We start from the raw sequence: 12,317 nt of genomic DNA, 5'->3' as shown, positions 1-12,317 counted from the left end.
ATCACCCCTCCCTCACGGAACGTACTTCCAATTTCACCTGCAACGCTTTGATCGCACGATGTTGTGTCGTTTTCACTTTGCTTTCGGTCCAACCTAAGACCTCAGCCGTTTCTGCAACTGATAGATCCTGAAAGAACCGCATGAGGATGACCATTTTCTGATCACCCGTACATGTGTGCAACGCTTCAAGCACTTGCTTCTGTTCTTCATCCGCTTCAATTAAATGTTCAGGCAAGCGATCAGTTGAAGCTAATTGCTCTGTTTCCCAATCAAAATGAATATTTGCATGTTTCTTAATTGTGGATTGTTTTCGGAAATAATCAATGGAGACATTTTTCGCAATCGCAAACAGCCAAGTTTTCTCAGAGCTTTTCCCTTCAAAACGGCCATATGATTTGAGTACACGCACATATACCTCATGCATCAAATCTTCCGCTACTTCTCGATTGCGAGTCAAATAGGTGAGGAAGTTGAATACGTCACCGTTATAGTCTTCATATAATCGTTGAAAAACGGAATCATCCATTCAATCCCCTCGCTCTATAATAGTAGTCGGTTCAGTTTAGGAAAAGTTTCATTGGTCTATTGGTTCATAAGGAAGTGAACAGATAAAGATGGTTCCTTTTTCTTTACCACGCGTAGCTAAAATCGCCCCATTATGTGCTTCCATAATATTTTTGGCAATGGCTAAACCAAGTCCTGTACCGCCTTTTCCTCTTGTTCTTGCTTTATCCGCCTTATAGAAACGCTCAAAGACGAATGGCAAGTCTTTTTCAGGTATACCGACACCTGTATCGGCTACGGTAATATCAAGCATTCCAGTAGACCGGAAGACACCTAGTGTCACTGCTCCACCGTCTGGAGTATGTCGGATGGCGTTATCAATCAAATTAGTGAATACCTGCTCAAGCCGATCTTCATCAGCCGTTACCAGTAGCGTATTCAATTCTTCCGATTCCAAAGACAAGTCCACTTTTGCATCTTTCGCTACTTGCGAGAACTTTGTTACCATACGTTCCAAGAACTCTACTATTGATAAAGGATTTTTATTTAGTTGAATGTAGCCGGACTCCATTCTTGCCAAATTCAGCAAGTCTGTGACGAGGCGACTCATACGCTTAGATTCATCATGGATGATCTGAACCATTTCCAACCGTTCTTCCTCACTGCTCACAACATCGTCTATGATGGCCTCACTATATCCTTGCAACATCGAAATCGGCGTTCGCAATTCGTGTGATACGTTGGCAATGAAATCCGAACGTAATTTATCCAGTTTATGTTGTTCCGTCATATCACGGAATACAGCCACCGCTCCTCGAATACTATTTTCACTGTACAACGGGCTGATGGAAATTACATAAAACTGTCCACCCAATTCCAACTCATCCTCGACTTCTTCGGCGAATGAAATGGCATGCTCTAGCATATGAAAAACTTCTTTAGGCAACGGATGATGATTTTTCTGATTATATCCATACCATTTTTTCAACAATAACTCAGCTTGCGGATTTTTCAGAAGGATTGAATAATCTTGATTAAACGTCACGACTGCATCTGTCATAGATGTAAGAATGCTCGAGAGCTGTTCTTTCTCCTGCTTAATTACTTCAATATTATATTTCAACTGCCGTCCCATTTGATTGAACGCAGTTGCCAATTGACCAATTTCATCTTTTTGTGCAACTGGTAAATGGGTATCGAAATTTCCTTTTGACAACTCAAACGCCGCCTGTTTCATCTTACGTAACGGCAATGTGATACGTGTAGATAAGAAAAATGCAAAGAATGTAGTTAAAATAAATGCGATGAATGCAGATAGGAAGACAATATTCGTCGTGCTTTTCGTCGTACGGTGCACAGCATCAAGACTTTGGTACATAAGTACACTCGCTTGCTCACCGCTTACCCGTTCGAATGGATAGGATAAAATCAAAAATTGCTCCATGACGTCTTTCTCTGTCAATGAAGGCAATATCATTTCTTTCATTTTTTGCTTACCCAATTCTGGCGACTTGAATAAGCTGCCTTCGGATAGCAATTTATCTTCAATTTCATCTTTACTTGAAGACGTATGGAATGAATACAACACATCCCCCTGTTGATCAACGACAATGGCATTGGTCTCCACATCCAAGATATCATCGATAATCTGGTTCATAGACTGTTTCATGGAGGGATTCGTTTGCCCATTATAATCATTGACGATTTTGCTGATGGTAGTTGCTTCCCTCTGCAATGACTCTTCTGCTTGTTTCGTATGGAAGTTATCTAGAAACTCTAACAGGAACAGAGTGACAATAAACAGGACAAAGGAAACGAGAAGCAATATGGTGGCCCATAGCTTCCCGACAATTGAATTCCATATTCTAATCATTCGTTTGGAACCTCGAACTTATAACCGACACCCCAAACGGTGACAATCATTTTCGCTGCCCGTTCTGAAACACGGCTCAATTTTTCACGTAGCCGTTTGACGTGTGTATCCACTGTGCGCAAATCTCCAAAGAATTCGTAATGCCATACCTCTTTTAGCAATTGTTCACGATCGAATACTTTGTCTGGTGATTTCGCCAAGAAATATAATAACTCATATTCTTTCGGTGTTAAATTAACTTCCTTACCTTCAGCTGTTACGCGATGTGCATCATGATCAATCGTCAGCTGCGGGAAGACTACTAAGTCTTTCGATGTTGTGTTAGACGACACATTTGGGAATGCAACAGAACGTCTGAGCATAGCTTTTACGCGTAAGACTACTTCTCTTGGGCTGAATGGCTTGACGATGTAATCATCTGCACCACTTTCAAACCCACTTACACGGTCTGCTTCTTCACCTTTTGCTGTCAATAAAATAACAGGTGTCATAATTTTATTTTCACGCAGTTCAGCTAATACTTCCATGCCATCTTTTTCAGGCATCATCACGTCGAGCAATATACAGTCATATTGTCCAGCAAACACTTTCTCTAATGCATCTGCTCCATCGACTGCTTCTTCAATTTCATAACCTTCTCTAGATAAATACATATTCAACAGGCGACGAATGCGATCCTCGTCATCCACCACTAAGAGCTTCACAGTTTCTTCCACAGTTCATTACCCCTTTCGACAACCTTCTATCACCATTGTACAATTACTGACCTATAAAAAGAAATAAAAAGACTGCATGACAATTAATGTCATGCAGTCGAAGATTATGCGTATGAGTGTAAACCTGCAATAATTAAGTTTACGGCAATTAAGTTGAACATGATAATAACAAATCCGATGACAGCAAGCCATGCAGACTTCTTACCTTCCCAACCTCTTGATAGACGCAAGTGAAGGAATGCAGCGTAGAACAACCATGTAATGAGTGCCCACACTTCTTTCGGATCCCAACCCCAGAATCGTGACCAGGCTTCATGTGCCCAAATCATGGCGAAAATCAACGCACCGAGCGTGAAGACGGGGAAACCAATCAATACAGCACGATAGCCGATTTCATCCATCAGTTGAGAATTCGCCTTCTTCGCCAACGGTTGGAATACCGCGGCAAGAGGTTTGCGTGCGATTAAGCGTAATAATACGTAAAGCACTGAACCTACAGCTATAGACCAAACAAGAGAAGACATTTTTTGTGCATTGATAATCGGAGGTAATTCAACCCAAGGTGTCATTTTCTCCGGCGTCATCGCTTCATACTCATTCATTCCGAATAACGGAGGTACGTGATACGTAATTTCAGCTGGTGCTTGATCTCTATCTATATACGTGAATTCTGCTTCATAGTCCATGACTTTGAAAGTCGTAGAAGATATGACAAAACCAAGAACTAGAACTAGTGTATACATAACTGCTTCTATCCAAAAGCGTGATTTAGATTTTTTCGTCATATCGATATTCTTCACTAAGAATACAAGACCCGCTATTGCACTGATCGCCAGTATGGATTCACCAATAACCGTCGTGATTACGTGAATAAACAACCATTTACTTTGAAGTGCAGGAATTAGTGGAGTGACATCAGTTGGGAACATCGTTGCATATGAAATAATGATAATCGCAATGGGCAACGCGAATAATCCAAGTGATGGTGTTCGGTAAATAATATACAACAGGATAAATGCCCCTACGAGCATCATGCCGAACGCAGTTGTAAACTCGAACATATTACTAAGTGGTGCGTGACCTGATGCAGCCCATCTTGTAAAGAAATAGCCTAAGTGAGTTAGGAACCCAATGATTGTAATAACTAGACCAATCGTTCCCCATTTACTATTATGATATGCTTTTTCTGATTTCGACTTTTTTATAGCGCCTCCAAAAAAGAGTGTCGCTACTAAATAAGCAACAAATGAAACAAATAATAAGTTACTACTAATGGTTACTAAGTCCATATTTCCTCGTCCCCTTCCTGTTCTGGCTTGTCCAACTCAGGATCCTGACGATCTATATAAGCAGGCAAGTCTGCAGTTTCTCGTAATGTATCCAGCTCTTTTCGTAAAGAGAACCAGTTTTTATTCGTATGTGCAGCAATCAATAGATGACCTTCTGTATCTTCTTGGATCCATACTCTGCGATGTTGCCAGTACATACCTTGAATAACACCAATCATAAATACTAGGCCACCGAGTAAGAGAATATATAAAGTTTTATCTTTGCGGATGGTTAAACCTGAAATGTTTCGAGTCTCGGCAGCTGCGAACTTAATCGCATAGTCGTTCTCTTCTACTTCCAGCGTTTGACGAATTGCAACGAAACTCTTTTCACCTTCTGGCTTATCCGGTGTGTTCATTTGAAAAATGAACGCTGGATTATTCGGAACAGGTGATTTCGAATAGGGTTCCCCGTCTTTAATTCCATCATAATCTGGATAAAAACCGAGCATATTGACAGTAGAGCCATTTCCAAGATCATATTCCTTCTCTGGGTCACTTAAATTTACCGTAAATTCTCCAAGAGATTCTTCAGAAGATTTATTTACCAAATGGAATGTCATGTTTTTAAGCTCGTCCAGTTTATAATCCATCTGGAAAACATTATATCCATCAAACTTCAATGGCTTGTTGACATTGATGGAGTAATCCTCCACTTTTTTAAGACTTTCACTACCAGGTAGTGCTCCCTCTTCTTGTTTATACAATGTAACGTCTGTTGTATATGATTTGGCGATCGTGCCATTCTTATCCAACGCCTCACCGAATACTTCTTCTGCTTCTTCTTTTGTATAATTCTCTAAAGTGAACTTTTTATTTTCAAGTACATAACCTGGTGCTCCGACGATATTACGAGTTTCCCCTTCACGAAGCCACATCGCTTCGTCAACATAAAAACCAGGAATCCCTCTCAGCAGAATGCCCGAAATGAAAATAATTAATCCGACGTGGTTAATATATGGGCCCCAACGTGAAAATCGATGTTTTTCAGCTAAAATTGCGCCATTTTCCGTTTTCACATTGTAGCGCATTGCTTTTAGTTTCTCTTCTGCTTTTACAAGTGACTCTTCTGTATTTTGAACATCACCTTCTCCGAAAATCCGCTGACGCTTCATAAAGGATGGATGACGACGTGTACGTTGCTTTTTAAGTGATTTATAAAGCGGAACCACACGGTCAATACTTGCGATAATAATAGAAGTTGCAAGCATACCGACCAGTACTTTAAACCACCAGCTATTATACATATCATATAAGCCTAGCTCATAATAAAGTTTTCCTACCGTACCATACAAACGCTCATAGTATTCCAAATAGCCTTCCGGCGTAGTGGCAGGTACATAGAACTTCTGCGGAAAGATGGTTCCAATTGCTGACGCGATTAATACCGCCGCAATAATACTAACGCCAATCTTGACACTGGAGAAGAAGTTCCAAATTTTATCGACAATGGAACTCTTATAGGTTTGAGATCTTCTAGAAGATCCTTCGTAGCGCATATCTACAATATCACTTTTCTTTGCTTTTTCAGATAAGGGACGACCACACTTCTCACAAAGCTCTGTACCATAAGGATTTTCATGCCCGCATTGGCATTTGATTTTGCTCATTGAGTAACAATCTCCTTACTTTGGTTGAATGCTTTCTAAATACTCGTAAATTTGTTGCTCTGTCATTCCCTGTTTAATGACTTTCGTAATCTTTCCTTCTGGATTGATGAGGAAAGTTGTAGGTAATGGTTTGATATTATACAAATCCATAACGGTTTTGTTCTTATCCCATAACATCGGGAATGAAAGGTCCATGTCATCTCTAAAAAGTTCTATTTTCACTTTTGGTTCTCCTACGTTGACAGTAAGGATATGTACACCTTTCGCTTCAAAGTCTTTATAGAGATCCTCCATGTGAGGCATTTCCTTTTTACAAGGTGGACACCATGTACCCCAGAAATTCAGGAATACGCCTTGTCCTTTGTAATCCGATAACCGATGTTCATTTCCTTCTAAATCTACAAGCTCGAAATCAGGCGCTGTATCACCTTCCGCCAAGACTTTCACTTTATCTTTTGAAGTAATTGCGTAGATAAGAATTGCAGCTAAAATTAATAGAAGGGCTGCTCTGCTAATTAGCCTGATAGTCTTTTTACTTTTTTTTTTGGCCAATCATGTAACCTCCTGTCTAATTTATGTTCCAACTGCTATTATACCAAAACATAAAATCAGTTGGCTCGGCACTAGTGATAGGTTTGTGAACTTTTGACACTTTCTTAGCCGATCTTTCCTGTTTCTGCTAACACGCGTAGTTGTTTCAATTCATGTCTCGTTAGTTCACGCGCTTCTCCGGCATTCAATCCGCGTGTAGTCAAGTTAGCAAACTCTTCACGCTTCAATTTTTGAACCGGACAATTAATTGCATCAAACATTCTTCGTACTTGACGGTTACGTCCTTCATGAATGGTGATCTCGACAATTGCAGAATTCGTTTTTTTATCCGAGCTTGTCATTTTCACACGTGCTGGAGCAGTACTGCCGTCATCTAGTTCAATTCCTGTCTCCAATTTCTTGAGATCATCACGGGAAGGGATTCCTTTTACTTTTGCCACATATTTCTTTTTAATTTCGAATTTTGGATGAGTCATTAAATACGAGAAATCTCCATCGTTCGTCATTAGCAATACGCCTGATGTATCATAGTCCAGTCTACCAACCGGGAATATTCTCTGGCTGACTTCCGGTACTAAATCCATTACTGTTTTACGACCTTTTTCATCATCTACTGTTGAGATATAACCGCGTGGTTTATAAAGCAGATAATAGACAGGTGTTTCTTTTGTCAATTGAACACCTTCCACTTCAATTGTGTCCATTCTGCTAACTTTTGTGCCAAGTTCCGTTATGACTTTACCATTCACTTTAACTAAACCGTCCAATATTAGTTTTTCTGACTTTCTTCTTGATGCTACGCCGGCTTGTGCCAATACCTTTTGTAATCTTTCCATGGGTTCCTCCTTGATGTTACATACTGAAAAAATTATGTCACACTTTGGGGCAAATGAAAAGAAGACTGACCTGTGTAGGGCAATCTTCGAAATAGTATGTTTTCTGTTCACTTTTCGGTCACGATATCTACTGCTACCGTCTTAATGGGTTCTGTACCTAAATAAATAGACCAAAAGCCTTTTTTCTGTTGTTCATCTGCTTGTGGAATCTGTAACACATTGGACAACATTTTTTTCTCTTCTTTCGTTAGGAGCAATTTAACAGATTGATCTAACTTTGCGGTCATATGAGGAAATACTTGATACTTCCCTTTTTTCACTGCTGTATACGATTGATATTCAGAAAACACTTGCTGGGATAACTGCTTGTGGACTTGCCAATCGTTTCCATTGTTTAATGTAACGACAATGACGGACTTGCCATCCTTTTCGAAATAGGTAGCCAATGTACGTCCTGCTGCTTTTGTAAAACCTGTTTTACCTGCAACAGCAGTCGGTTCAGATATCACTAGGCGATGTTTGTTTTGCCAACTGTTTTTCCCCTGTTCCGTTTCAAAAGGATAGTTCTTTGTAGAAGCTATCTTACGAAATTCTGGATTCTTCATAGCAAAATACAACATTTTAGCCGTGTCATACGCAGAAGAGAGATGATGCTCCCCGTGTAAACCGGATGGATTCATGAAATGCGTTTGCTCTAGGCCGTGACTTTGCGCTACTTCATTCATTAGATAGACGAATCCTTCAAGTGAGCCACCCGCATGTTCAGCGAGCGCCTGCGCTGCATCATTACCTGAACGAAGCATTAAGCCATACAGTAAATCTTTTGTCTTCATTACTTGACCCGTTTCGAGATAAATGGATGACCCTTCTGCTGTCGCGGCTTGTGAAGAAATGACCGTTTCCTCTTCACTGGGCTTTAACTCCAAAAAAGTATAAGCCGTCCACATTTTAGTTAAACTGGCGATTGGAAGTGGAACATGTTCATTTGATCCCATCAGTAACCTACCATTCTCTCCGTCTATCACTGCATAAGACGAACCCATAGCATGGCTACTTGCGGGATTCATCAATAATCCGATAATCAGTAGAGCGATGACCGAAATCTTTTTCAAGCATCATGTCCTCCTTCTTCTGTTATGGAAAATGCTTCTTGGAATTTCGTCATGAATAAATCCGTTTCTTCCGATGTTTCTTGTTCTTCGTCAAGTGATAGTGGCGGCATATCTTCGAGCGACGCCAATCCGAAACGATCTAAGAAGAAAGTGGTTGTTCCATATAGAATAGGTCGACCTGGTCCATCCATGCGCCCTACTTCTTCTACAAAGCCTTTGCCGGCCAATGAAGACAATGCTCGCTCGGACTTTACACCACGCAAGTCATCAATCTCTACACGCGTCACAGGCTGCTTGTAGGCAATGATGGCAAGTACCTCGAGTGCTGCTTGTGTAAATGTAGAAGGTTTTGGATCTTCTAGCATTCGTTTGATGTCATCTGCCCATTTACTCTTCGTCACCAAGCGGAAACTCCCGCCGTAACTTTTCAACGTGATGCCACGTGTGTCATCGTCGTCATACGCCGCTTGCAAGAATATAAGTACTTGTTCTGCTTTTTGCTCTTCACATTCCAATAGCGCAGCTAGTTGTGCAATTGATAAGCCTTCTTCACCTGCTACGAATAAAAAGCTTTCCGTCATCCCGACGAAACGTGTTTCGATGTCCATTCCTATCATCCCTTCACATCAACGAGATTCGTAATTCTTCAAAATTATTATTTTGTCGCACTTTCACTTCTTGTAACTTCATCAGTTCAAGCAACGATAAAAAGGTTAATACGAGTTCGGGCACAGTCGTCGTTTCAAAAAGCGCATGAAAATCACATTCTCCACCGCATAGTTCCAACTTACTCATGATCGATGACATCTTATCCCCGACAGATTGCTCGGATTTTGTTATACTCGCAGTAAGAGGCAGTTTCAGCTTCTTTCTGTGTAACATTTTTTGAAATGCACCAATCAAGTCAAAAACATTCAGCTGTTCTTCTGACTCTGTTACAAGCGGTTCACCATAATCCGTTAAGTCTTCAGGTTCTTTGGTGAAATGCTCATCACGGTGCGCCGCCGACTCACGAAGCGAGTTTGCTGCTTCTTTAAACTTCCGATATTCCATTAAGCGGGCGATCAATTCTTCACGCGGATCTTCCTCATAACCGAATTCTTCGATGAATGCCTCTTCTTCATTGACCGGCAACAGCATTTTGCTTTTTACTTCCAGCAACGTCGCTGCCAGTACAAGGTATTCGCTTAATTCATCCAATCGAAGAACTCGCATGGCATGCAAATGTTCTATGTACTGCTGTGTTAGCTCCGCCATGGGGATGTCATAAATATCAATTTCAAGCCGATTGATCAAATGTAGCAACAGATCAAGTGGCCCTTCGAAGACTTCGAGTTTTACACTATAACTCATTTTACCAACCTACCTAACCAGAAAGGAATGATTTGGATGAACCCTTACTACCATCCTCTTTTTCTACAGTTTATTGTGTATTTCAACGACAATCAAGATTATTTCGAATGCCATGAGGTGCTGGAGGAATATTGGAAAGAACAAGAGAACTTTTCAAAAGACCATCCACTGACAGGGTATATTCTTATGGCTACCGGATTATACCATTGGCGCAGAGGAAATACAGCAGGTGCTTCTCGTACTTTAACTAAAGCCATCACACGCTTCCGCGAAATGCCTGTACAATTTGGCGACTACCTTGAAGAAGTGGCCATTGATGAAATCATCATGCAGCTGGAGCATTGCCTTACACGCATTGAATCAGATGAAGATTTTAATCCATTCCAACTTCCGATCTCTCCAGGGTTGAGAGTTAAAGCAGAGAAATCCAAGCCTCTGATTGCATTACTGCCTAAAGACAGCGCGTCTGTTATTCATAAGCATATGCAACGGGACAGGTCAGATATTCTTTTACAACGTGAAGAAAAGAAGAAGGGCAGAGGTTAAAGATCTGCGCCTTCTTCTTTCCTTAAACAACTTTGTATAAATGGTTCGGTAAAGTCAGTACCTTGACAACCGTACCCTGGATAGATTTCTTGCAATTCTTTCATCATCTTAAATGCAATTCCTTCTCCACGAAACGATGGATTGACCGAAATATGCTGTACAGTGTACGTCTTGTCAGTGTCGTTGACTTCTACCCCTATTAATCCGATGTAATCTTCTGCTTCTTTATAAAGAAATAGCTGCCACTGTTCAACACATAAATATTGCTGTACAGTCTCTTGCAGTTTGCATAACATCTTTTCGCTAGGGATATAAGATAAAAAGCCCATAGCAATTTTCTCTTGTGCCTTCTTAAAACGAATAAGATTCAATAGTAACCCCTTCTTTTCAGAAATCCTTTGTACAGTCTACACCATTAGCTCGCTTACTTCAACTAGCGCATTATTTATAGCGCGGATCGATCACTGGGACAACCAAATACCAATAGATGACTCCCCAAATTATAGCGACAGCAACAATGGAAGCAAAAAGAATAATGTTTTTCTTCTTCATCAGAAATTCTCCTTCTCATCTAATTGTAACGGAAGGTCCAATTTAATGATGTCTTCGTAGGTTTCGCGTCTTACCACTAATTGATGTTGTCCTTTTTCTACAAACACAACGGCAGGTCGAGGCAAACGATTATAATTGCTGGCCATGGAGTACGTATAGGCTCCTGTACAAAAGACAGCTAGTAGATCACCGGTTTCCACATTGGGTAAATCGGCATTTTCAATTAATTTATCGCCAGACTCACAGCATTTCCCTGCAACTGTCCATTGCTGGTCATGTGGCTCGTTCATCCGATTAGCAAGCGCACTGGAATAGTGTGCGTCATATAAAGCCGGGCGAATATTGTCAGACATTCCGCCATCTACTGCTACGTATGTACGGACACCCGGCACAACTTTCGTACTGCCAGCAGAATAAATGGTCGTTCCTGCATCTCCGACAAGCGATCGGCCGGGTTCAATCCAAATTTCAGGAATTGGATACTCACATTCCTGCGCCATCTTTTTCACTACATCTGCCATTTCTTCTACATAGACAGCTGGCTCAAGCGGCGTATCTTCCTCAGTATAACGAATACCAAATCCGCCACCTAGATTTAAGACAGGACAGATAAATTGATAATTCTTCCGCCATTCAACCATTCTATCCATTAGCACTTCTGCTGCGAATTTGAATGCATCGGTTTCAAAAATCTGTGAGCCTATATGACAATGCATGCCTAGGAATTTAATATATCCATGATCATGCAATGCTAGGAACGCTTGATCCGTTTGGCCATTTTTTAAATCAAAACCAAACTTTGAATCTTCTTGGCCTGTGGTAATATAATCATGAGTATGTGCTTCAATTCCCGGTGTTACACGGATTAAGACATTCATTGTTTGCTTTCGTTCATCTGCAATTTCTTTGATCATGTCGATTTCCAAGAAATTATCGACTACGATGCATCCAATTTTTTCTTCAAATGCATATACTATTTCTTCTCTGCTTTTATTATTACCATGGAAATGAATCCGCTCGCGTGGGAATCCTGCCGCTACAGCCGTATACAATTCCCCACCTGAAACAACATCAAGGGATAACCCTTGCTGTTCTGCCAACTGATAAATTGCGATTGAAGAAAAGGCTTTACTCGCATAAGCAACTTGTGCTTTAATATCCTTTTTCTCAAACGTTTCTTTAAATGCCTGCGCACGCTCTTTGAATAACTCTGTATCATAGACCATGACTGGCGTTCCATATTGTGAAGCCAGTTCTGAAACGTCCACTCCACCGATTGTCAGATGACCGTTTTCATTCACTGCCTGTGTTCCATAAAGATGCATGTCCCATACC

Annotated in this window: 13 protein-coding genes; 1 reads left to right on the top strand and 12 read right to left on the bottom strand. The window is 40.8% G+C overall.

Translation table 11 applies throughout. The features are described from left to right. Nucleotide 1: 1 nt before the first annotated feature. The 10 genes from CSV72_RS01010 to CSV72_RS00965 form a co-directional block, all read right to left on the bottom strand. Nucleotides 2-526 (bottom strand): RNA polymerase sigma factor SigX, encoded by a 525-nt coding sequence (locus CSV72_RS01010; protein ID WP_099633300.1) that lies wholly within the window; start codon nucleotides 524-526, stop codon nucleotides 2-4. A gap of 48 nt (nucleotides 527-574) precedes the next feature. Further along, the gene (locus CSV72_RS01005) at nucleotides 575-2,377 is read right to left on the bottom strand and encodes an ATP-binding protein (protein WP_099661469.1); all 1,803 of its coding nucleotides are present in this window, start codon (nucleotides 2,375-2,377) and stop codon (nucleotides 575-577) included. After that, entirely contained in the window at nucleotides 2,374-3,093 is a 720-nt protein-coding gene (locus CSV72_RS01000; protein WP_085133365.1) for a response regulator transcription factor, read from the bottom strand. The genes CSV72_RS01005 and CSV72_RS01000 overlap by 4 nt, the downstream gene beginning before the upstream one ends. A gap of 104 nt (nucleotides 3,094-3,197) precedes the next feature. Then, nucleotides 3,198-4,382, bottom strand: a complete 1,185-nt coding sequence (gene ccsB, locus CSV72_RS00995) for a c-type cytochrome biogenesis protein CcsB (RefSeq protein WP_099633297.1) — start codon at nucleotides 4,380-4,382, stop codon at nucleotides 3,198-3,200. Next, entirely contained in the window at nucleotides 4,373-6,031 is a 1,659-nt protein-coding gene (resB, locus tag CSV72_RS00990; RefSeq protein WP_099676732.1) for a cytochrome c biogenesis protein ResB, read from the bottom strand. The genes ccsB and resB overlap by 10 nt, the downstream gene beginning before the upstream one ends. Before the next feature lie 15 nt (nucleotides 6,032-6,046). Next, a complete protein-coding gene (gene resA, locus CSV72_RS00985) occupies nucleotides 6,047-6,583 on the bottom strand; it encodes a thiol-disulfide oxidoreductase ResA (protein ID WP_099676731.1) in 537 nt (178 codons plus the stop codon). Between the two features lie 104 nt (nucleotides 6,584-6,687). Further along, nucleotides 6,688-7,419 (bottom strand): pseudouridine synthase, encoded by a 732-nt coding sequence (locus tag CSV72_RS00980; RefSeq protein WP_099633294.1) that lies wholly within the window; start codon nucleotides 7,417-7,419, stop codon nucleotides 6,688-6,690. 107 nt (nucleotides 7,420-7,526) lie between these two features. Further along, nucleotides 7,527-8,531 carry a D-alanyl-D-alanine carboxypeptidase family protein gene (locus CSV72_RS00975; RefSeq protein ID WP_233191038.1) on the bottom strand — a complete coding sequence of 335 codons (1,005 nt, stop codon included), beginning with the start codon at nucleotides 8,529-8,531 and terminating at the stop codon, nucleotides 7,527-7,529. Continuing rightward, nucleotides 8,528-9,139, bottom strand: coding sequence for an SMC-Scp complex subunit ScpB (scpB, locus tag CSV72_RS00970; RefSeq protein ID WP_099676730.1), 612 nt, complete (start codon nucleotides 9,137-9,139; stop codon nucleotides 8,528-8,530). The genes CSV72_RS00975 and scpB overlap by 4 nt, the downstream gene beginning before the upstream one ends. Before the next feature lie 13 nt (nucleotides 9,140-9,152). Beyond that, nucleotides 9,153-9,884 (bottom strand): segregation/condensation protein A, encoded by a 732-nt coding sequence (locus CSV72_RS00965; protein ID WP_099633292.1) that lies wholly within the window; start codon nucleotides 9,882-9,884, stop codon nucleotides 9,153-9,155. A 36-nt stretch (nucleotides 9,885-9,920) separates the two neighbouring features. Here CSV72_RS00965 and CSV72_RS00960 point away from each other — a divergent pair, with 36 nt between their 5' ends. Then, on the top strand, nucleotides 9,921-10,430 hold the full coding sequence (locus CSV72_RS00960) for a DUF309 domain-containing protein (RefSeq protein WP_158232105.1): 510 nt from the start codon (nucleotides 9,921-9,923) through the stop codon (nucleotides 10,428-10,430). Here CSV72_RS00960 and CSV72_RS00955 read toward each other — a convergent pair. Further along, nucleotides 10,427-10,801, bottom strand: coding sequence for a GNAT family N-acetyltransferase (locus CSV72_RS00955; RefSeq protein WP_233191037.1), 375 nt, complete (start codon nucleotides 10,799-10,801; stop codon nucleotides 10,427-10,429). The two genes, CSV72_RS00960 and CSV72_RS00955, sit on opposite strands and share 4 nt — an antisense overlap. A 180-nt stretch (nucleotides 10,802-10,981) precedes the next feature. Further along, on the bottom strand, nucleotides 10,982-12,307 hold the full coding sequence (gene lysA, locus CSV72_RS00950) for a diaminopimelate decarboxylase (protein WP_099676728.1): 1,326 nt from the start codon (nucleotides 12,305-12,307) through the stop codon (nucleotides 10,982-10,984). Nucleotides 12,308-12,317 lie beyond the last annotated feature (10 nt).

The organism is Sporosarcina sp. P20a (genome assembly GCF_002743175.1).
Classification (GTDB): domain Bacteria; phylum Bacillota; class Bacilli; order Bacillales_A; family Planococcaceae; genus Sporosarcina.
This window is presented reverse-complemented; position numbering and strand designations above follow the sequence as displayed.